Below are 22,880 nucleotides of genomic sequence, written 5' to 3'. Positions count from 1 at the left end.
ATACCCATTATTATAAGTAGCAGAGACAATTATATTGTCTACAATAACGGAGATAGTATTACAGTGTATGGTTCGATGACGAGCGCCTTACTCAATCTTGGTGGGATTATTGGATATAAGATATAAAACTATCATATATTAATAATCGTAACTCTTGGTGGAGTGTTTGTATACAATGGAGTAAAGTTATTGCGCAATGATAAGACAGAAGAAGCAATGTAGTCTTGGACTAAACTTGATTTTTTAAACACAATATGTACTATAATAAGTAAGTATTTTTGAATAATTCTCTTTTTGCTTATTTGATATCCTTGTAGGAGAGTGCTCATATGCACGCTCTTTTTATTTATTGATAATGATTTAAATTTTATATAAAACTCTAAATAAGAAATAATAGTTTTGAATTCTTACATAGCATATTTAATTGGTCAAAGAGCTTTATTATACAAGGAAGAAGTTGAAATAATAAATGAGTTTGGCAAAAAGTTAAATTGTGTAATAATTCCCCATTAGTATATATGCTTTAAGTAGATCAATCGTATCCAGAGTTACCACTAGATAGTTATAATGCATTAAAATCCATAGAACGTCATACAAGTGATTTCAATATCCTTTGAAATGCTTATTTATTTAATGATAGATCATCGGGTGCAGAAAAGAATATCATATTTTATTAACACCTATGTGGAACTTCAAATCTAATAAACTAGCTCGGTAATTATATTTCAAATCTTACTACAAGAATGCCGATACTCCATACTAGGTAGATTCAGGTCTACTTGATGATTTTACTAATTTGCCAAGTGCATATGCTTATGTTGCTAACCTTAGTTCGTTTTTTATGCATTGATAGAGTATATGAAGAAACTAAAAAACTCTGGAATTAAATTAGAATATGATGTATTACAAGGCTATTTTCATGAATTCGATGTAATTACACGTGAAACAGTTCTAGCAAAATTAGCAAGGGAAAAAATTTCATTTCCAATATGAGAATGAAAACTATTAGTATTAGAATTAATTATACTAGCCGTTAATGATTCCAACTTCAGTATCGTAACAAGTAAGACATTTTATCACCAAAATACAGAGAAATAATCTGACTGGCTTTTTCATTTATAAACTTTATTATGCAACTGATATTTATGATATTCTCTTATGTTGTACTTAGCTTTTGTAAAAAAAAAGCATATCAATTGCTTCAAATAATTCAATTGTGATATTGTTAAATCATATTCTAATAGTATTAGAATAAAAACGTTAGGAAGTGATATAATGAATTATATTAAAAAGATGTCAACTCTTTTTCTAGTTATAGCTTTATTTTTTGGAATTGGTACAACAGTAAACGCAGCAACGCAATATACGGTTGCCTTTGATCCAAACGATGGTGTGACCCAGTTTCCGGATTTTCTAAAGATTGAGGTTGAGGAAGACCAGCTGATACCATACACACCTTCTGCTCCTGAAAGAGAAGGGTACCTATTTCTTGGATGGTCATATGCATACGATAGTGAGGATAATCCGGTTTTTTGGGATTTTAGTACTGATATGGTCGTAGAGAATATTACTTTAACTGCAGAATGGGAAGAAGGCTATGTTGTTGCTTTTGACCCAGATGATGGAGTTACTCAATTTCCACAGTTCGAAAAAGTAACAGTTGCAAAAGATAGCCTAATCTCAGAAGTGCCTAGCACACCGACTAGAGATGGTTATATCTTCCGTGGTTGGGCATATGCTTTCGATGATGATGACAACCCAGTGTTATGGGATTTTAGCACCAATATTGTAACAGAAAATACTACCTTGTTTGCTGTTTGGGAAGAAGTATATACAGTCGTCTTTAATCCAAACGATGGAGTTACTCAATTTCCACAATTTGAAAAAGTAACAGTTGCAAAAGATGGATTAATTAGCCCAATTCCATCGGCACCGCTTAGATCTGGTTACTTATTTGCTGGATGGGCTTATGCATACGATGAAGATGATAATCCAGTATTTTGGAATTTCGATACGGATCGTGTTATCGAAAATATTGAATTGATAGCGGAGTGGATTCCGGCGAATACTGTACAATTCAACACGAACGGCGGGACCAATATTCCTTCCGTAACAATTCCAACAGGCTCTATGCTGACTAAGCCAAGTAACCCAATCCGCGATGGTTATACATTCGTTGGCTGGTATACTGATGATTTATTTAATATAGCTTATAACTTTAACAGTAGCGTAGACACAGACTTTACTCTTTATGCAAAGTGGGAAGCAAATGAAATAGATTCTGAAAGTACAAGTGGTGTAACCACATTACCGGTTACAGGAGAACAATTTCCACTGCTGGGAACCATTTCAATATTTGGTGGTATTATCCTCCTTACTGGAACTGTCATGAACAAACGTAAAGCTCATAAGCAAGCTAAAAAATGAGTTTACTACTAATGAAATAATGATTGATATGAATAAAAAGTAAAAGCCTGCTTCTAGCGGGCTTTTTTTTCGAACATTTATATAGTATATTGGAATAGATTTTAAGTTGTTAAATAATTCCTCGTTGACTTTTTGAAAGCCTTTCTTTGGAAAAGGTTGTCTTCTAATAACGTTGAATGCTTGTAGTATCTATTTTCAAATCAAACAATTCATTATACGAGCTTTTCGTAACATTGTATAATAGTAACTATTTAACATTACACATCAAATTTAAGACAAAACTTAAATATTATTGTTAATCAGACTTATTCCAAGCGATGATGAAGTCTTTTAAGCGTTCAAAATCACCGACCGAGAATGGAAATGACCAGAGAACAATTTTTTTCTTTTCATTAGCAACGAGCTCTGGTGTGAGCGCATCGGTCAATAGCAGGTCATAGTTTTGCTCGTCAGCGTCGACAAATTCAGGATTGATGTCGAGTTTATTAGATATTGTTGATTCAATGTACTGAATCATGTATGGCTCACGTGAAGAATAGATTTTTATTCGAATTTTAGGAAGAAATTGGTTGGTATCAATATATTTAAGTAAAAACTGGATAAATTGCATACGCATGACTTCTTCGTTATCTTTAGTTATTTGGTAGTAAAAATTAGGAAGAATTTTATTGAAGCCTTCGTTGATTTTTTTAACTAAGGCATCTAAATGAGTAATCAGCAACGGATAGCTGTTGCTAAAATAATCAATCCATGAATAGATTTCAAAAATATCCGGACTAATTGAGTTGAAGATTAACGAGTAACTGAGACTGAATAATTCATTAACAGTATCTTGGTCACGCATGTTTAAGGTTAAATCGAATGTTTCCTGAACAGCTTCAGTTATTAATAGGGCCATTTTATGAATGAAGGTATCACTTTCTTTATGCATTTCCATTGCAAAAATTCTATCAATTTTTGATGATAGTGTTGTTACTAATGTGCGTGTATATAAGAATAGATACAATGCTTCAGTTTGACTTTGCTCTTCTGATAGACCTAAGTGTACAAAAAAGGATTTTAAATCTTGAGAAAGTGGCTGTATATTGTAGAATTGGAATACTTCGTTGTTATATATTTTTATAAAGTTGCCTTGTTGTACGCGGATTAAGGAGACAGCAATAACATATAGATATTTTTCCTTATCAATTTTAGAGTAATTGAGATTATGTTTGCGATTTAATTCATTAATAAAATCTAATATTGCTGCACGATCAATATTAGGAAATGGCCATTCCATGCCTTGATAAGCGTACCAGTAGTAATGAAAGGCAAACTGACGGATTTTTTTCTCGTCACCTATTAATACGTGAGCAGCATCTTGTTTCTTAATAAGACCAATTTTATTGTCTTGCAAGAAATGAGTTAATGATTTTATGTTGCGGTAGAATGTTGATTCAGAGATATAAAATTGTTCAATAAAGTTAATAGTCTGGATGGTTTTTGCGTTAAAGACAAGATTAAAATAGGTAAACGGAATACTGGATTTCAAATATATTAATAGAATTTTTTTAATGTTGAAAGTAACTCCAGTAACTAAAAGAATTCCCCAATGACTAATCAAAATTTCAGCTTCTTTGATATGATTTTCTACAAATATTGTATTAATCTCAGATATATCACGAGAAACTGTTGTGATGCCGCAGTTCAACCGTTTTGCAATTTCCGGAATTGAACTATACTTAGGGGTATCGGCAAGTAGTTTAATGAGTTTTACTTGACGCTCTTGACTGGTACTTAGAAAAATTTTCATTTGAATACACCCCTTTTCATAAAATATACCACTATTTATTTTACGAGAATTATAATCTATGTCAATATTTTTATCACTATACCTCATACTTTTGTCTAATTATTATTTAAAATATAAAAATTATCCATCCATATGTAATGGGAGAAAATCAAGATAATTATAATGACTTAGTAAATGAGGCGAAAAACCTATATGATCTATTCAGACGTTGTGACTGGTTTAAAAAACATTTCGGTGATACGATACGTACACCAGAAAAGAGCTAGAGCTGAGCACAATTAGAAGCATAGCTATCATTATTCTGCTGTTAATCGTTTTAATTCGAGTAATTGATCGCCGTGATGATGATCAATAAGGTACAACACAATATAGTTCTTAACTATCATTCACATGTTTAGCATATACCAACAGGATACTCATTGCATCCCAAGGACTTAGAGTAGGTGGAACCGAATTTATTGCGTGTAACATTTTTGAGTGTATTAAACTATGTATGAGAAATTTTGATATGGTTGAGTAGTCCTTCTGTTTTTAATACATATTGATTTACAAAAAATCATAACAATAGTATTATAATAGTAGTAGGAAGAACAATTATTTTGGAGAGGAAGACCATAGATTGTTTTGATTCTACAGCCATTTCTTTTCTAGAAAAGAGGACCGCCATTTGCGGTTCTTTTATTTTACAATTTTTGGTAAAGCTGTTTATGTCTAGGTAGCACAGAATTGTTTTAATAGAAAATGGGAATATAAGAAGCATATATTAATTATTAGTTATTTTTATAATATTGAATAGATTAAATAGCAGAATGGAATCCATAGAAGTGGCGTCTACCCGTTTACCAAACGATAGAAGAAATGCATATGATAAACAGGTTAATTTAAAAAACGATTTTTTTTAGTATTTTAATTGGAATTCATCTTACATTTTGAGCTTTCAAAGTGAATAATGTTGATTTAAAGAAAGACTAATACGAAAGTGCGATATCAACGAAATGATGTTAATTCGTCATCAAGGTGATATTTCCCTCACTTTAATTATATTACGGTATAGTTTATACAATAAAAAGACCGCAATTAAGCGGCCTTTACTTAGATATCAAGTACGCGAAAAGAGGGTCGTCAAAAAGCGTACTCAACTATTATTTTACATAATTAATAATAAAAATCAAGACGCCAACCTAGAATACACAAACTACATTTAACTATAATAGGAGTTTGGCTGACGTCAGATGAAAAGTAATGGATTTTATAATAATATACTTCCCATGAATTTAGTATATCACAACAAGCAAAAAGACGGCAACCAAGATTATCGAAAAGTGTGAAATGATCGAGAATGCGAGGATTGTTACCGTCTAGTGGGAGTGTAAAATGGAGATTTTAGTATTCCCACAAAGTAATTGTAGCATACTATTTTTAAATAGAAAAGGCGGAAGTCTGATAAATGATAAGGGCTTATCTATGAAACAGATCTACTTCCGCCCGCGGGATAGAAAGCGATTAGATATTTTTAACCCGCAAATTAATTATAACATAAAAAAAGTGTGGTGGTAATCAGAACATCAGATCTATAAAGGAAGCAAATTAACTCAAAATATTATCGTCATGAGAACAATAAAGCTTTCTATCAACAAAAGCATTTTCGGATATTATTAAAACTAAAATTCATGAGATTGCCTTGCATTTTACAAGAATAAAAGTGTTCATTAAATAGTCTACCGTATGGTATGGGCGAGTATATATCTAATGAACACTAATACATAAATTTATTATAGTTCAAATAAACAAATATAATTGCAAACTCACACGTAAGCAGAGTGCCTAAATAGCAAAAAGACAGGTGAGTCCATGTGATTGTCACTTAAAAGTAAAATTTTAGTTTAAAAATAGGATTGAATAATTCAGCACACTCGCAAAGGTAATCCATAGAAAATACGGACCCATCAACCACATTAGAAGCGGCTTATTTTTCATATAGTAGGCTTGCTGAATAAAGAGAATTATCCATAATATAGATATATCAATAACAGACAAGAGATTATTCTGTGCTGTAAAGAATAATCCCGACCATATAAAATTCAGCATAAATTGAGCTATAAACAATGAAATCATTGTCATTCGCTGCTGTTGATCTTTGGTAGTTAGTATTAAATAAAAGGTTATACCCATTAATATATATAGCAAAACCCAAACGGGTCCAAAAAGCCATGCCGGCGGAGCAAAAACAGGTATCATCAAAACTTTGTAATACTCCTGAGCATTGATTGCAAATATTCCTGATAATAAACCCAATGCAGTTACTGAAACCACGCATACCCAAAAACGCCAATCTTTTATTATTTTCATATCTATCACTCCTAAAACATAATTATTCAGTTCTATTGTTTTTTATTACGTTGTATTCAATAATTTCATTGGATTGATCAACTAACTTTATAAAATCATATTCAGCAGCACCATCACTACCATTACAAGACACTGTAAGTTTTATATTTTTATTTTCAATAATGTTTTCTTCTAAGAATGACTTTATCGGCAAGCTTACTTTGCCAGCCCAAATCGGTGTAACAAAATGTATTATGTCGTATTTATCGATTTCAATTGTCTTATCGACAATAATCTTTGGTCTATTGCTAATCATTGTCATAAAGCCTAGTGTAAGCATTTGTAGTGCCTTGTTACTTATTATTTTATTTTTTGTTTTTATTTCAAACTTATCTCCACTCATTTCATCAACTATATCTTTTACGTGTCCATTTAGACTATAATAAATTATTGCTTCTTTCATGATATTACCTCCTAATAGTATTTGTGAAATATTAACATTAAAAATTGTATTTGTCTAAAATAATGCATATAGTTTATTTTTGACTAGCATAAATCACTAAATATATCATTGATCTTATCATTCCAATTCTATTATTAAGTTCAAGTAGTATGGGTAAAGAAATGTACTTCTTATTAGTTGTACCATATTTCAAAAAGTAATTTTTATTTTATGGCAACAATGGGTATAATTTTTGGTATAGTTCGCATAACTGGTTCGGTAGATTTACCCAAAAATAGAGTATGAGGGCTACTTCTATTCTTACTATAATAAGAAATATACTCTATGATTGCAGAAATTAACCCACAGATAGACTTGAACTGCTCTTCATGTTCATAAAATATCTCATCTTTAATGCTAGCGAAGAAGCTCTTCATTAAACCATTATTCAAACTATTTTCCTATGATACACTAAGTAATTCAGTATTGCTTCAACTTTTTTTCATATGAGTAGTGTTAATAATTATGATTTACCACCTAGTTTATTCTTAAAAGTGATTTATCAAGGAATCTAAGTAATATTAATTATAGACTTCTTTATAAAAGTTTTCTATAAGTTTTGTCTATACCTAGAGCACCAAGTGGAGCAGTAATTATAATTGAGAGTACTGCCATTGTGAGAATCAATTCACCACTTTGTAAGCCTAACGAGAGCGGAATTGATCCGATAGCAGCCTGAACAGTAGCTTTAGGCATATAAGATAATATGCAGAATAATTTTTCTCTAATAGTTAGTGGTGTTGATAGTAAACTCACAAATACACCTAAACCTCTAGCAAACAAAGCCACTAATATTACAGTAATAGCTGAAAAGCCCGCGAATGTGAGATAGTTAATATTTACAGCTATTCCTACAAGAACAAAAAGAAGAATTTCAGCGCCTAACCATATTTTAGAAAATTTAGTAGAAAGTCGTATCGCTAACACTGAATAATCTTTTAGTATAACAATTCCAATAATCATTACTGCTAACAAACCTGAAAAAGATATATATTCTGCAAAATAATGCTCAATGCTAATTAATAAAAAAGCGATACCAATCAATATGATTACTTTAATAGAATCTTGCATATGTATCCGTTTAAAAAGTTTAACAAGTGAATATCCACAAATAATCCCAATTCCAACTCCCGATAAAATTGACATGGGGACTTGTATAGCTGTCATAATTGATAATGATTCTCCTGAATAGGTGCTCAAAAGTGCCGTGAACAATATAATGACAAATATATCATCAACTGCAGCACCCGCCATTATCAATTCAGGAATGCTTTTTTTAGTGCCATAGCCTTCAGTTTTGATTTTTATCATACGCGGTACAATGACTGCAGGAGAAACAGCAGCCAAGACAGCTCCCATTAGGGCAGCATCAATAATTGGAATCTTTAATAATACCGGAGCAGCTATAATAATAGCTCCTATTTCAAAGATAGCCGGGACAAAGCATAATAAGACGGCTGGTAATCCAATTCGTCTTAAAGCACTTATATTGAGCGTTAATCCAGCCCGCAACAAAATGATAACTAAGGCGACTTGCCTTAAATCACCTGAGATATCAATTAACTCTGGTGCAATTAAATTGAGCACATAAGGCCCAAGTATCATTCCTGCTATTAACATCCCAAGCAAACTAGGTAAATGTAGTGTACTGAAAATCTTACCTAAAGTCAGTCCCACTAACAGTACTAATGCCAAACTTAACAACATCTTCATTGCCTCTTTTCTAAAAAAAACACCTACACAAACAAAGGTTTGTGTAGGTGTCATTAATCTTTCGATATTTAATGGCGAACACCATCGCCTATATTTGAAAAGTATACCATAGCTATAGATAGATGTAAATAGTTTGAAAGTAAATCCTATTATCTATAGTGATAATTGAAGCACAAAGACAATTTTATATAAAATTAGACCTAAGTAGCATAGAATGAATGTTCCACCTGAAATCCTGCTAATCCTTGCTGACTTGTAGATGACGATCATTAGCATAATACTTACAAATATAAGTGCAAGCATATCAATTGAGAACATTGCATTTACTTGTATTGGATTTATTATAGTAGTAGTTCCTAAAACTAGCAACATATTGAAAATATTACTCCCTATGCAATTTCCGATTAACAACTCGGGTTGCTTTTTTCGAACTGCAGCGATACCTGTTAAGATTTCTGGAAGCGACGTTGCTAAAGCAATAATAGTAAAACCAAGAATATCTTCGCTGATTCCAAATGAACTAGCGATGTACTCGCTACTCGTTACCACAAAGTTCCCGCCGATTATCATTCCAATCAAACTTAAGAGCAAGGCTCCCCATAACCAAACTGGATTCACATAATCTCCCTTTTGGTTATTTACATTAATACTATCAGAAGCGTCATTATTTGATAGTCTGAAAATTGAGCACATATAAAAAATAAATAGAGCAATCAAGATAATTCCGTCAATCCTTGAAAGTTCACCATCTATTAATACTAATCCAGATAATAATATACAAATGAATAAAAAAATAAGTAAATCTTTTTTAAGTAAATTAATGGATATATCAAAGGGGCGAATGAGTGCAGCAATCCCAATTACAATACAGATGTTTACAATTGAACTACCCATAACATCGCCAAGTGCAAGAGCATTTGTTCCATTTATCCCGGAAAAAAGACCTACAATAAACTCTGGTAAGCTTGTACCGAATGCGATAATGATTATCCCCAATATAATGGATGGAATCTGGTACCTTTTCCCAATCTTTATTGTTGATTCAATCAGTATATCAGCACTCTTAATAATAGATACTAAACCGATAAGTAATAAAACAAACTGCATACATACTATCCTCCATATAAAATAATTATATCATTATTGAATAAGTTTTAGAAACCATAAGCGCTTCAATATTGACAAAATCAACAATATATTATATTATGCATCTATATTGCTCGTGGGTAATATAGAAAAAGGGGAGCTGTGTTATCATTGATTTATTTAAAGTGTTCTCTGATGAGAACAGGTTAAGAATTGTTCTGTTACTGCACAAGAAAGATCTTTGCGTATGTGAACTTGAAGTTATTCTTGAGTTATCGCAATCAAATTTATCGAAGCACTTAAGTCACTTGAAAAAAAATGACATTGTTGAATCTAAAAAAAGCTCTTTATGGACAATGTATTGTTTATCTGAAGAGTTTATAAACAATCACTCCATGTTGTACGAATACATACTGTTTGAATCAGATAAAAGTCTGGTTTTCGTTGATGACTTAAGGAGATTAAAAACATACTTAGAAAAAAACATCTGTTGCAACATCGCGAGTGAAAATAAACAGCAAGTCTTGGATCTATTAAAGGAGAATCATAATGACAGAAGAAAAACAAAAATCGACAATTAGTTTTTTTGAAAAATATTTAAGTGTGTGGGTGTTGATTTGTATGGTTATCGGCATACTTATTGGCAAGTTTGTGCCAGTTATTCCAATAACTCTTAATACATTCGAGTATGCGAATGTTTCAATTCCGGTAGCCATTCTAATCTGGATTATGATTTATCCGATGATGATGAAAGTTGATTTTGAGAGCATAAAAAATGTTCGGAAAAACCCAAAAGGATTATATCTAACTTGGGTTGTGAATTGGCTTATTAAGCCATTTACAATGTTTGTGATTGCTTATATCTTTTTCTTTATAATATTTAGTAATTTTATTCCTGCTGACTTGGCAAAAGATTATTTAGCAGGCGCAGTTTTATTAGGTGCAGCCCCTTGTACAGCAATGGTTTTCGTCTGGTCACATTTGACAAAAGGAAATCCAGCATATACTGTTGTACAGGTTGCTACCAATGATCTCATCATTCTGTTTTTATTTACTCCAATTGTTGGATTATTGTTAGGCGCAAGTGGTGTAGCAATTCCATGGGCTACACTCATTCTTTCTGTTGCATTATTTGTAGTAGTACCCTTAGCTGGGGGAATACTCACTAGAACTATTGTTCTTAAGTTAAAAGGAGAACAATACTTTAAAGAAACATTCTTGCCAAAATTTGATAAACTCACAATTGTTGGCTTATTACTGACACTAACATTACTTTTTTCGTTTCAAGGCGATGTTATATTATCAAACCCAATTCATATTATACTGATTGCTGTTCCGCTAATTATACAAACATTCTTAATTTTCTTTGCGGCATACGGTGGTGCAAAGCTATTGAAACTACCATTTAACATTGCGGCACCAGCAGGAATGATAGGTGCCAGTAATTTCTTTGAACTTAGTGTAGCAGTAGCAATATCATTATATGGTGTAAGTTCACCGGTAGTTTTAGCAACAATTGTTGGCGTCTTAGTAGAAGTACCAGTTATGTTGACGTTAGTAAAAATTGCCAACAATACAAAGAGTTGGTTTAAAAATTATAGTATAGGAGAAAAATATGATGAAAAAAATTAAAATTGGTTTTATATGTGTTCATAATTCATGCCGCTCAATAATGGCTGAGGGAATTGCTCGCAAGAAATATTCAGACATATTTGAGGTATATAGTGCAGGAACTGAAAAGAACGATACAGTAAACACCCAAGCACTAAATATACTAGCTAATGAATATGAAATTCATGATGAATTCCACTCAAAACTAATTGATGAATTACCAAAGCTTGATATTGTTATCACAATGGGATGTAATGTTGAGTGCCCATTTTTACCCTCAAAATATCGAGAAGACTTTGGCATTGATGATCCTAGTCATCAAAGCGATGAGATATTTAAACTCACTGCTAAAATTATTGAACTTAAAATTGACTTGTTGGTTAATAGGATTGAATCTGGCAAAGTTTTAATTTAACTAATACAAATACTTCCAATCAAAATCTCTGAAATGTTATTTATACTGTATTATTTAACAAAATAATTATTACTATAGGTTGTAGTTCCGTAGGAATTACAGCCTTTTTTTATATAAACAAATAATAAATCAGATAATTAACAAAATTTTTACAATAGGATAATATTATCATAATCTAAAATTGTTATAGTTAATCTAGAAAAAATATTTAATACAAGGAGAGATTATAGTGAAAAAAGTTATATTTAGTATGTTGGGGGTCGCGTTATTCCTCCTACTTATTTCAGGTTGCGGAGCTAGTAATAATTACTTTACAATTGCCTATTTACCCGTTGAAGACAGTACGGAAGTTCAAGAAATTCGTGGCCAATTTCAAGAAAACTTAAGTGAAGCAATAGGTATGGAAGTTAAGGAATTCCAGACCACTAGCTATTCGGCTGCAATTGAAGCTGTTAGTAGTGGTAAAGTAGATATGGTCATGTTAACACCATTTTCATATATTGTCGCAAAATCTAAAGGAGAAATTGAATTAATCGCAGACTTAACAATACCTAGTGCAGCTGTCTCTGAGGAGAAACCCTACTATTCTTGCTTTTTTTCTGGCAAAGATAGTGGCATAGAATCTTTAGATGATATAAAAGGCAAAATAATTGCGTTTGGTGATCCCGTTTCAACAACGGGGCACTTATTACCAAAGTATAAATTAACTCAAGAATTCGATCTAACTGTAGAAGAAATTGAAAATACTTACTTTAAAGATGTTATGTTCTCCGGCGGACATGATAAGACAGTTATTGGAGTTGCTCAAGGTACATACGATGTTGGTGCCGCTTACTGTGAGATTTCAACAATTCTTGAAGATAAAGGGGTCATTGAAAGTGGTGACGTAAAAGTAATTGGTGGTGTTGGACCAGAAAGCGGAATCAGTATTGGAACAACTCCATTAGTTGTTAGAAGTGGGCTCAATGATGAATTAAAAACATCACTTCAAAACTTCCTTTATTCTTACGAAGATCCAGCATACTTTGAAAATATTGGTGCAAAGGGTGGAGCATATGTTCCAGGAAACGAAACAAACTATGAAGGATTAAAAAAGCTTTCTGACACTCTCGGGTTGACTGAGGAAGATTTATTAGCAGATTAGTCTTATGGAATAAATCAGTAAATTCATAGTAACTTTATCTTGGATCATTCTCTAAAAGCATGTGTCCTTGATAAAGTATTTTTATAACTTCTAATTTAATACTTTAAATTTTTTATCGAAAGAAGGTGTCACAATTGACTTACCACGCTAATAAAACAAAACAAAGACTGATAATTATATTCATCGTTGTCATTTTCCTTATATGCATGTATATGCTTGAATTTAATCCAATACAGTTTCTTATTGCTTTGCCAGAATTTATATACTTTCTATTTTTTAAATTTTTTCCGCCAAGTTTTAATGAAATAACTAAATACATTCCACCTATTCTTGACACTATCTATGCAGCAGTCATTTCAACATTCATCTCAACAATTCTTGGTTTGTTATTAGCTTTTTTGCTAGCAAAGAAAACATCACCTTTTCCACTGGTTAGTTTATTACTACGCTCATTTTTATCTTTGTTTAGAAACATACCTCTATTAATATGGGCAGCTATCTTGACAATTGTTTTTGGAATTGGGATTACAGCCGGAATTATTGCACTGATTATCTTTACAACATCCTTTTTAGCTCGAGTCCTTTCAGAAGCAATAGATGACATAGGTAATGAGGTATTTGAAGCAGTAGCATTCACTGGCGCAACAAAAATTCAAGTGATAAAACATGGAGTCATCCCGTCCTTTATGCCAAGCTTTTACTCATGGACACTATTTTTATTAGAAATTAATATCAAAGCTTCTTCTATTTTAGGACTAGTAGGCGCAGGTGGCTTAGGATATGAACTAAAAAAAAGCTTAGACCTTTTTCAGTATAATAATGCAAGTGCACTGGTTTTAATTATGGGCATAATAATGTTAACAATTGAGTTCGTATCAAACAGAATAAGGAGTTCACTAATATGATTAAAACAACAATTCGATTCTTAAACTCGAAAAAATATTCTAACACACGCAGAATACATATAAAACATAAAAAAACAGCAAGACAGCAGTTATTATTCTTTCTTGGTGCAATTCTTGTTTTTTTCGTTGCACTATCTCAGGTCAACATAGATTTTAGTTATTTACAAAAAGGAGTAGGCAAAATCAATATGCTTCTGCTTGAATTATCATCTCCAAATTTAAGCGCACTTCCAGCCTTTTTATTTGGTTTAATGGAAACACTCTCTATTGCGTTCGTAGGATTAGCGGTCTCTGCCACTATAGCTTTGCCTTTGGTATTTCTCTCCGCTAGCAATACTTCACCAAATAAAACACTAGCAAAAGGTATTCGATTAATTATGGTAATAGTCAGAGCCGTACCCATTACAATTTGGGGACTAATTGCAGCAGCAAGTGTTGGATTTGGATCTCTCGCTGGTATATTGGGCCTGTTCTTTCCCATCACTGCATACTTAGTTCGGACATTAACAAATAGAGTTGAAGAAAACAGTAATGAAGTCATAGAAGCGCTGCAATCAACCGGTGCGACATGGCTACAAGTAATGTTGAAAGGTGTATTCATTCAGATATATCCGCAATTTTTAGCATCCATCACATTAAGATACGAAATGAATGTCGCGGAAGTCGTATCACTAGGTATGGTTGGTATTGCTGGAATTGGTTATCGTTTGAATATGTCGATAAGCATGTATGATTTCAACACAGCATCTACTGGCATAATTATTGTATACTGTACAATGTTATTACTGGAAATCATTTCAAAAAGAATTGTAATAAAAATAAAAGGAGTATGAGTTTATATGCAAAAAATTCTCGAGTTAAGAAATATCAAAAAAGTGTATAACAAAACTAGTATTGGACTTGAAGAAATTAACTTATCTTTTTCGGGTGGTGAATTTGTAGCGGTTATCGGACCAAGTGGTGCTGGAAAGTCTACACTATTAAGATGTATAAATAGATTAATTCAACCAACAAGTGGAGAAGTCATTTTTATTGATAGAGAAGTACAAAATGCATCAAAAAAGGAGCTTCGATTTATTCGCTCACAAATTGGCATGATTTTCCAACACTATAATTTAATTGATAGATCAAGCGTTCTTGAAAATGTTTTATTGGGCAGACTAGGTCATATGAACCCTATAAAAGGATTATTTAGCCTTTACTCAAATGAAGATAAAGAAAATGCGATTAAGTTACTAAGAAAGATTGGCTTAGATGAGCAAATATATAAAAGAGCTGACGAACTTTCGGGTGGTCAAAAACAACGAGTAGGAATATGTAGAGCATTAATACAGCAACCAAAGTTAATGTTAGCTGATGAACCAATCGCATCTCTCGATCCCAAAACATCGATTGATGTCATGGATGCTTTATACAATAATTGTCAGGATTTTGGAATAACTTGCATAACAAATTTACATCAAGTAGAAGTAGCAAAAAAATATGCAACACGTATTATTGGTGTGAAAAAAGGTAAAGTAGTTTTTGATGGTAAACCGAATATGCTAACTGAAGATATTATATCGATGCTTTATGAAGGAAAAGAGGGTGAAGCGTATGCATAAAGATATTGGAATTAGAAGATTTAATTTTGAAAATGTTTATAACCTAAGAGAATTAGGTGGTTACGCAACAAAAGATAATGCATTTACAAATTATAATGTTTATTTAAGGAGTGACTGTTTAAGTGAGTTATCAGTTAATGAACAAGAATGCTTATTGTCCTATGGAGTAACAAGTGTTATTGACTTGAGATACAACGACGAGATATTAATTGCTGAAGATCCCTTTATTAATACTATCGGAGTAGCATACTATAATATTCCACTAAGCAATAATCTGGAGACAATAACTGAGACGTCTCTCGGAGATGCATACGTTCAAATGGCTAAAGATAAAAAATTTATTCGGCACTTTTTTAAAGCAGCTGCAACCAGCACAGGAACTCTACTGTTTCACTGTAGTGCAGGAAAAGATAGAACTGGTGTTGTTGCAGCGCTGTTACTCTTGCTTGCTGGTGTAGACAAGGAAGACATTATTGCTGATTATCAGGTTTCTTATTCGTATCTTCAACCTAAATTTACTAAAATGCCAATAGTTGATAATGAAAAATACGGAGTATTCTTAAACTCAAATCCTGAAAATATTATACAGTTAATTGACTGGATTGAAAAAAAGTATAAAACAATTGAAACATTTTTGACTGAATCAGGAGTAAGTATTTCAGAAATAGCTTATATTAAAAATAAGTTTATCAATTCATTATAAATATAGCATCAATATTAATACAATGTTTTAATAAAAAAACTCAAAATATAGTGATAACAAGTGGAGGGATATCTTGATACAAAACAATAATGCTGCTCGTTATTCAACTTTCTTAAAGGATGTTGCATTATGTGCTTTTGGATCATATGGTGGTCCTGAAGCACATTTTGGTGTGTTTACTGAACAAATGGTTGTTAAAAAACAATACATCACTGAAGAAGAAATGGCAGAGCTAATTGCCTTAACAAGCATATTACCAGATCCAAGTAGTACCCAAACTATAATTGCAATTGGATATAAAAATGGTGGACCACTTCTGGGCTTATTTACTTTAATAGTTTGGGCGCTTCCGCCTATAATTATAATGATGCTATTTTCATTTGCTAGTTTGTGGTTAAAATATAATTTCGAGCTCAATATTCTAAAATATATTGTACCGATGGCGGTCGGTTTTATTCTTGTCGCAGTATTTCGATTAGCAAAAAAAGTAATTACCAGTAACTTGACAGTAGTTTTATTACTTTTCGGACTAATTACTACCTACGTAGTGAGAGAAGCTTGGATTTTTCCAACTGTACTAATTATTGGTGGCTTCATTAATATAATTATTTCTCGACAGCCAATACTAATTAATAGAGTTCAAATAAATCCCCCTTGGATTTATTTGTTTTGTTTTATTTTTATTGCTTTGATAAGTATAATTTTGAATTTACTATTTGATATATATTTTTTTGATGTTTTTTATCGTTTTGGCTTCCTAATAATTGGTGGTGGGCAGGTATTAATTCCACTTATCTATAGTGAGTTAGTTGAAATAGGGCAACATATGAGTAGTCAAGAATTTCTAATCGGTTATGGCCTTGTACAAGGATTGCCGGAGGCAAATGTTTAGTTTTAGTTCTTATGCAGGTGGAATTACAGCTAGTAGCTACGGAATTAGTTTTCAAAGTATAGGTGCACTGACGGCCAGTCTTGCAATATTCCTTCCAGGTACACTCTTAATATACTTCGTTTATCCAATTTGGGAATATTTTAGAAACATTGATGTAGTAAAGGTTGCCTTGCATGGAACATCAGCTGTAGCAGTTGGACTCATAGCAACATCAGCAATTATACTCCTCCAACAAACTAGTTTTTCTATAATTAACATATTAATTTTGCTATTCACATTTTTATTGCTATTATAAAAAAAGGTTCCGGCGCCTGCTATTGTAATGCTTGTACTTATCATAGGATTGTTTTAGAGTGAATATGAAAAAGTTATTATCAGTAGTATTAGTATCATTTGTCCTGTTAAGCATTGTACCTTTAGATGTATTTGCATATATTGATGATACTATTGAAAGTACAACGAACAATGAAGAAGAAAAAAATGATGTTGGAATGGATAAAGCTTCAGCGGATGAGCCGAAAATTGACAATTCCATTCCCGAAGAGCAACCAGAATTACAAAATGGTAATTCAACAGAAGTAAACAATTCACAAACGAATCAGTTAAAAACGACTAATCCGGTCGAAACATTAACTTCCAACAATGAAGAAGTAATTACAATAGGAAATTTCGAATTTCACATGAATGATCAAGTTATTCTAGAATATACCGCTGTTTACAATAATACTGGAGTGATAGAAAAATATTATCAATATTATACAGGTACAATTATGAGTAATCATTTACAACATATTAAGTATATATATTATGTTGACGCATCTGGAAAGATTAAATATATTTCTGACTTAGAGGATAATTCTTCAAAACTACGCTACAATTACTTTTATCTAAATGCTAGTTACGGTGAAGCTATTGAAAGCAAATTAGATAGAATTTATGTTTTTAGAACAGATGGTTCTTTAAGTTAAGAACAATTTCGAGACACTTCATATCAGTATGAGAAAATCTATTTATGGCGTGATGGAACTGATTCTAATAACCGTAAGAATGAGGAAATTTATCGAATATTTCGGTTTCTTGCTAACGGAAGCTTAAGTGAAGAAGAACTTCGCGACCAATATTTCCATATGTGGAAAAAAATAACTTGAGAGTCTGGGACTAGCTATGAAAACCGAACAAACAGCAATGTATGTTCCATTTTTTACTATTATGCAACTGGGGCAGTTTCAAACGAAGAGATTTGGAAACAGTGTGGTTCGTCACAAACTATTTGGCCAACAGCCGGAGGAATTGTGACGGCAGGAGTCGGAGGCTATCCTGGTCATAACGGTGTTGATATTCAAATAAGAAAAGCTCCTGGAGATCCGATATTTAGCATTATATCTGGAACAGTAATTGAAGTTAACAATAATTGTTCAACTACAGAATCTTGGGGCTGTTGTGGTGGATTTGGCAATTATGTAGTGGTACATGGAAAATATAACGGAGTTGATTATGTAATCATGTATGCTTATATGCAACTAAACACAATTACAGTTGGCTATGGACAAAATGTAAGTTCAGGACAAAAAATTGGTCAAATAGGTGATAGTGAAAGTAGCGTAGATACCACGTACATATTGAAGTGTTAAAATACAGAGCTACATTGACAACTTACAAAGGTCCTGGAGGAAGAGAAGGAATAGATTTTCGGAGAGAATTTAATATTTGGGGGGAATAAAATGTGTTGATAATTACACAGTTAGCTCATCCCCTTGGTCCCGGTGTTTTACCGGGGCCTTCTTTTTATTGCTAAATCAAGTCAGATTGATATAATAAACCTGCAGATAGATTTATCCATCTATCCGCATCCCAAGCAGTGGCCGTTTAAGCCGCTGCCTTTTTCATTGCATAACAATTACCCCAATTTATGCCACGTAGTATAATCAGGTTACAATAAACGAGTAGCTAACTATATAAAAGTCAAGCAATAGAAACTCATAAAACAGGTTAGAATACAATAGTTTTTAAATCACTAAAAAACCTGAATAGTACAGTTTAATATAAATTGCTTAAATATATATAGTTGATATATATTAATCAAAATAATTAATTAGATTTTTCATTTCATTAATTATTACATCTGGTTGTACGTTATCATTAGGCTCAAGCTCTTTATTATACAAGTTATGCCATACACTCTTTAGCCCTATTTCTTTGGGCGCTACAACTTCCCAAAGATAGTGATCACCAATCATAACTGCTTGTTCTGGCTCTAAGTTAAAATATTTTAATGCATCTTGATAGATTCTTTTGTCGGGCTTACCGTACGGTTGTTCCCCTTCAATTAGTATTAGATCAAAATATTTTTCTAAATCAAACCGTAATAATTTTCCTCTCTGAATTGTGCTTGCGCCATTCGTGATGAGTGCTAATTTATAGTCTTTTTGTTTTAAGAGTGTTAATAAATCGTAAACTCCATCAAATACGGCAACTAGTTCTTGTTTATTGATGTTATAGTTTTCTAGCAAATAAGTAAGTTTCTCCTGATCAAAAATGTTCAAATCGTTTAATGCGGTTGTTACGACTGCCTTTCTCGATTCAATGAGGTTTTCTCGTGCTTTTTTGCTAGTTATCTCATTTGCCCAAACTTCCTCATTTCTCAAAATAATTTGTTTAGCTATTAACTTGAAATCCAAATCTAAACTTAATCCATCGACTAAATCCTTACATGTTTTCTCCCAAGACTTTATAGTATTACCGCCATAGTTTATTAACGTATCATCTAAATCAAAAAAGACTGCCTTTATATTTTTCATTGCGCGCCTCCAATAGTATTAATATATATAATTATACCACAACATATTACACTAAAATGAAGAATTTTTTGTAATATTAACTTCATTTATTTTGGTAGATCTAAGCGGTTAATAAAAGCAGAAAAAACTATATTAGTATCCTTTAACAAACGAGGAATTAGTTGTTAACAAATGAAAGATAACGTTGACAAGCTTATGAGTAATATGACCAATAACAACAAAATGATGTTTGCCAGCATTCTTTTTACGTTGATAATAATTGTTGAATGTTGGGTCAAACCGCCAAATCATTTGTGCGGCTTGAAATAGGGCATAGCGTAAAGAACGTGATCCTCGCTTTGATAATGGTAGAGAACCAGAATCATATTGTCCAGATTGATATTTTCTAGGATTCAAGCCAGCAAAAGCAATGATTTTTGATGGAGTGGAGAACTTCGAAATATCTCCTATCTCACCCAGAATTGTAGCAGCTAGAATATTTGAAATGCCTGGTATAGTCAATATTGGTGAATCAATCAACTGAAGTTGCGCAGCGATGTAAGCTTCTAGCTTTTTTATTTGAGTGTTTATAAAAATAATTCTCTCAATTGTTGCTTTTAATTGAAATACTAGGATATCAGAATGACTACCAATTGAAGATTTAGCTAATGCTTTTAGATCAAATGGATTTCGATTCTTATGACTTGTAATGAATCTATTTGACAATCCATCAATCCGTGCGCTTGCAATTTCTTGTGCTGAAGTATATTTCAAAAGAATGTGATATGACAATTTTGAGTGTATAGCATTTTTAAAGTACTCTGCATACTCTGGAAACAGAGTATCCAAAAAGTTGACGATATCAACTTTAAGTTTTGAACGTTCATGAATCCAAGCAATACGCATGCGACTGGCTTTCTTCAACTCATCGTACGTATTCTCTGAAAATGTTTGATGTAAATTGAGCATAAGTGCTTGAGTAGTTACACGTGCATCTATCTTATCGGTTTTAGTTTGGCGAAGTTGAGTTTCTCTTAGCCGGTTAGTAATCAAAGGATTTAAAACACCAATAGTATAACCACAGTGTCGCAAATAACGCGTTATTTGAAGGTGGTAACGTCAAGTAGCTTCAACACCTATAAGTACAGAATTATTTGGGAATTGATTTATTAGGGTTACTAAAGATTCAAACCCGCCAGAGTCATTATTGAATTTAAAGTGTTCAGTAATCACTTCACCGGTTTTGGAATCAAAGATGTACGCATCATGATGGTGTTTAGCAACATCGATACCAACAAAAATAGAATGATTCATAAGTAAGAATCGCCTCCTAAGAAAGAAAATTATTGGCGTGGCAAAATCCACAAACGAAATTGTGATGAAACCTCGTACTAAATAATGGTTCTAGTACCGATCTAACTCATAATCATTTTACAATATCGTAGTGGCCACATCCTACTCTAAGTAGTCAATGCTACATGGGGTGATAAAGGGTCCACGACAACTATTTAAGTTTATCACAACACAGTTGTAGGTGCTGTTCAAAACCTAATTATTATTATTATTATACGAGGGGTGATGGCTATGTGTGGCCGTTATGAATCAATTGGTTATAGTACCGCGATGGATCTACTAGATAATGATCCTGATGAAATCGTAAAATTGAAATATAGTGATAAATCTGAGACGTATGAAGTGTTCCCAATCAATTCAGGAATCATTCGGACTGATACTGGATATTCAGTGATGCAGTGGGGTATTCCAAAGTGGAATAAAAAAGGGCATATCATAAATGGCCGACAAGAAACATTGTTAGAAAAACTGTTCTACCGAAAGGACTTTACTGATCAACGTTGTATAATAGTAGCATCTGCATTCTACGAGTAGACTGATTCAACAGGGCGCAAGGAAAAAAATATCATCACAGAAAACAACCAGGACATTATCAAGTTTGCCGGTTTATATAAAATCACTGGTGGCATGCCGCATTATGTTATAATAGCGCAGCAAGCTAATCCGGAATTAAAAGTTGTTCACGATCGGTTGCCTGTAATGTTAGATGATGATCAAATTTCTGATTATTAAGCCGGCACTGATCTAGAACAATAGACACGACCAAAAATGGATGTACAGCTATCATGGCAACCAATAGCAAAATAAAAACGACCGTTTTTTGGTCGTTTTTGTGTTGGAATATTTGAAAAAATATATTTATCACTTTTTCTCAAAATTCATATAATAAGGATTGTGCACAGCAAGACCAGCTTGCAATACATACATGATTTCTCAATCTGTTTTATTTCTATTCAAATGCACTTTATTTATTGATGTAATTGGACAAACTTGGCACCAAGTCCTAGGCTTATAAATTATCCCAAGTATTGTACCAATAATTACTGTTGATAGAATCATTGAATAAAATCTAAACGATAAATGAGCAATCCAAGGAAATCCAATGTAATTGAATATTTGCGGAAAATAGGGTAGAGGTATAAAGAAAAACAATCGAACTTTTACTATTGGTTCTATGAGAGAAAGAGCTACTAATAGGGTAGTAATTGCGATAAAGACAATATTTATAATGAAGTATCCAAATACAAGCTTTCTGATTGTTCCATTTGCATATAGATATCCAACCTTTTCATTTCTAGAAACTTTACTTAGCTTTGACAAGTATTTAGCACGTGGACAATAATTTACGCAAAACACATTGCTCTTAGTTTTTAACAGATAATGTATCGGAAAATACAAACATCCTATCATTATAAGTGCTAGATAAATATGTACCATTGGTATTATAAGAACTATTACTAATATAATCCAAGATAGCCTATTGCTATATATTTTTTTCAAAAAATCACTCCTTAAATATGATAATTCATATTTTAGTATTTTATAATTCAAGCGTCAAGCAATTTTGTTGACAAATTCATATTATATATGTAAAATATGAATTATCATATTACGAAAGGAAATATTTA

At 32.3% G+C, this 22,880-nt stretch carries 20 protein-coding genes, 2 pseudogenes and 1 riboswitch; of the genes and pseudogenes, 14 read left to right on the top strand and 8 right to left on the bottom strand.

The features are described from left to right. Positions 1–1,275 precede the first annotated feature (1,275 nt). A complete protein-coding gene (locus tag FEZ08_RS05440) occupies positions 1,276–2,427 on the top strand; it encodes an InlB B-repeat-containing protein (RefSeq protein WP_138190693.1) in 1,152 nt (383 codons plus the stop codon). 295 nt (positions 2,428–2,722) lie between these two features. Here the strand turns inward: FEZ08_RS05440 and FEZ08_RS05435 are convergent, their stop codons facing one another. The 6 genes from FEZ08_RS05435 to FEZ08_RS05410 form a co-directional block, all read right to left on the bottom strand. After that, a complete protein-coding gene (locus FEZ08_RS05435) occupies positions 2,723–4,219 on the bottom strand; it encodes an AcpB/EbpR/MafR family transcriptional regulator (protein ID WP_171014953.1) in 1,497 nt (498 codons plus the stop codon). A gap of 1,878 nt (positions 4,220–6,097) precedes the next feature. Beyond that, positions 6,098–6,568: a TspO/MBR family protein gene (locus FEZ08_RS05430; protein WP_138190691.1), complete on the bottom strand. Its 471-nt coding sequence runs from the start codon at positions 6,566–6,568 to the stop codon at positions 6,098–6,100. A 22-nt stretch (positions 6,569–6,590) separates the two neighbouring features. Next, entirely contained in the window at positions 6,591–7,010 is a 420-nt protein-coding gene (locus FEZ08_RS05425) for an NADPH-dependent FMN reductase family protein (protein ID WP_138190690.1), read from the bottom strand. A 203-nt stretch (positions 7,011–7,213) separates the two neighbouring features. Then, positions 7,214–7,426, bottom strand: a complete 213-nt coding sequence (locus FEZ08_RS12690) for an IS3 family transposase (protein ID WP_422386948.1) — start codon at positions 7,424–7,426, stop codon at positions 7,214–7,216. A 160-nt stretch (positions 7,427–7,586) separates the two neighbouring features. Beyond that, positions 7,587–8,756: a cation:proton antiporter gene (locus tag FEZ08_RS05415; RefSeq protein WP_138190709.1), complete on the bottom strand. Its 1,170-nt coding sequence runs from the start codon at positions 8,754–8,756 to the stop codon at positions 7,587–7,589. 43 nt (positions 8,757–8,799) lie between these two features. Next, a riboswitch (Fluoride riboswitch) is annotated at positions 8,800–8,860 on the bottom strand. A 55-nt stretch (positions 8,861–8,915) separates the two neighbouring features. Beyond that, positions 8,916–9,869 carry a calcium/sodium antiporter gene (locus FEZ08_RS05410; RefSeq protein WP_138190688.1) on the bottom strand — a complete coding sequence of 318 codons (954 nt, stop codon included), beginning with the start codon at positions 9,867–9,869 and terminating at the stop codon, positions 8,916–8,918. Between the two features lie 164 nt (positions 9,870–10,033). On the opposite strand from FEZ08_RS05410, the gene FEZ08_RS12685 reads away from it, so the two are divergent. The 12 genes from FEZ08_RS12685 (at position 10,034) to FEZ08_RS05355 (ending at position 18,753) form a co-directional block, all read left to right on the top strand. Continuing rightward, positions 10,034–10,429, top strand: a complete 396-nt coding sequence (locus FEZ08_RS12685) for an ArsR/SmtB family transcription factor (protein WP_171014952.1) — start codon at positions 10,034–10,036, stop codon at positions 10,427–10,429. Continuing rightward, positions 10,398–11,480 carry an ACR3 family arsenite efflux transporter gene (arsB, locus tag FEZ08_RS05400; RefSeq protein ID WP_138190687.1) on the top strand — a complete coding sequence of 361 codons (1,083 nt, stop codon included), beginning with the start codon at positions 10,398–10,400 and terminating at the stop codon, positions 11,478–11,480. Before FEZ08_RS12685 ends, arsB begins: the two co-directional genes overlap by 32 nt. After that, a complete protein-coding gene (locus FEZ08_RS05395; RefSeq protein WP_199288034.1) occupies positions 11,464–11,874 on the top strand; it encodes an arsenate-mycothiol transferase ArsC in 411 nt (136 codons plus the stop codon). Before arsB ends, FEZ08_RS05395 begins: the two co-directional genes overlap by 17 nt. 229 nt (positions 11,875–12,103) lie before the next feature. Then, positions 12,104–13,018 (top strand): phosphate/phosphite/phosphonate ABC transporter substrate-binding protein, encoded by a 915-nt coding sequence (locus tag FEZ08_RS05390; RefSeq protein WP_138190685.1) that lies wholly within the window; start codon positions 12,104–12,106, stop codon positions 13,016–13,018. Positions 13,019–13,143: 125 nt separating this feature from the next. Further along, a complete protein-coding gene (phnE, locus tag FEZ08_RS05385) occupies positions 13,144–13,923 on the top strand; it encodes a phosphonate ABC transporter, permease protein PhnE (RefSeq protein ID WP_277871034.1) in 780 nt (259 codons plus the stop codon). Further along, positions 13,920–14,756, top strand: coding sequence for a PhnE/PtxC family ABC transporter permease (locus tag FEZ08_RS05380; protein WP_138190683.1), 837 nt, complete (start codon positions 13,920–13,922; stop codon positions 14,754–14,756). Before phnE ends, FEZ08_RS05380 begins: the two co-directional genes overlap by 4 nt. Positions 14,757–14,762: 6 nt before the next feature. Beyond that, on the top strand, positions 14,763–15,527 hold the full coding sequence (phnC, locus tag FEZ08_RS05375; RefSeq protein WP_138190682.1) for a phosphonate ABC transporter ATP-binding protein: 765 nt from the start codon (positions 14,763–14,765) through the stop codon (positions 15,525–15,527). Beyond that, positions 15,520–16,230 carry a tyrosine-protein phosphatase gene (locus tag FEZ08_RS05370; protein ID WP_171014950.1) on the top strand — a complete coding sequence of 237 codons (711 nt, stop codon included), beginning with the start codon at positions 15,520–15,522 and terminating at the stop codon, positions 16,228–16,230. Before phnC ends, FEZ08_RS05370 begins: the two co-directional genes overlap by 8 nt. Positions 16,231–16,303: 73 nt before the next feature. Further along, positions 16,304–17,122, top strand: coding sequence for a chromate transporter (locus FEZ08_RS12550; RefSeq protein WP_199288033.1), 819 nt, complete (start codon positions 16,304–16,306; stop codon positions 17,120–17,122). Continuing rightward, positions 17,115–17,417, top strand: coding sequence for a chromate transporter (locus FEZ08_RS12545; RefSeq protein WP_199288032.1), 303 nt, complete (start codon positions 17,115–17,117; stop codon positions 17,415–17,417). The genes FEZ08_RS12550 and FEZ08_RS12545 overlap by 8 nt, the downstream gene beginning before the upstream one ends. Positions 17,418–17,481: 64 nt before the next feature. Continuing rightward, positions 17,482–18,090: a hypothetical protein gene (locus FEZ08_RS05360; RefSeq protein ID WP_138190680.1), complete on the top strand. Its 609-nt coding sequence runs from the start codon at positions 17,482–17,484 to the stop codon at positions 18,088–18,090. Between the two features lie 324 nt (positions 18,091–18,414). Continuing rightward, positions 18,415–18,753, top strand: coding sequence for a M23 family metallopeptidase (locus FEZ08_RS05355; protein ID WP_171014949.1), 339 nt, complete (start codon positions 18,415–18,417; stop codon positions 18,751–18,753). 444 nt (positions 18,754–19,197) lie between these two features. Here FEZ08_RS05355 and FEZ08_RS05350 read toward each other — a convergent pair whose 3' ends face one another. Both FEZ08_RS05350 and FEZ08_RS05345 read right to left on the bottom strand, forming a co-directional pair. Then, the gene (locus FEZ08_RS05350; RefSeq protein ID WP_138190678.1) at positions 19,198–19,920 is read right to left on the bottom strand and encodes an HAD family hydrolase; all 723 of its coding nucleotides are present in this window, start codon (positions 19,918–19,920) and stop codon (positions 19,198–19,200) included. A gap of 132 nt (positions 19,921–20,052) precedes the next feature. Beyond that, positions 20,053–21,213: pseudogene (locus FEZ08_RS05345) on the bottom strand (IS110 family RNA-guided transposase). A gap of 264 nt (positions 21,214–21,477) precedes the next feature. Here FEZ08_RS05345 and FEZ08_RS12410 point away from each other — a divergent pair. Further along, positions 21,478–21,984, top strand: a pseudogene (locus tag FEZ08_RS12410) (SOS response-associated peptidase family protein). The last annotated feature ends 896 nt before the right edge of the window (positions 21,985–22,880 follow it).

It is taken from the genome of Culicoidibacter larvae (genome assembly GCF_005771635.1).
Lineage (GTDB): Bacteria > Bacillota_I > Bacilli_A > Culicoidibacterales > Culicoidibacteraceae > Culicoidibacter > Culicoidibacter larvae.
Note: the sequence above shows the minus strand (reverse complement) of the source record. Positions and strands in the feature narration are given on the sequence as shown.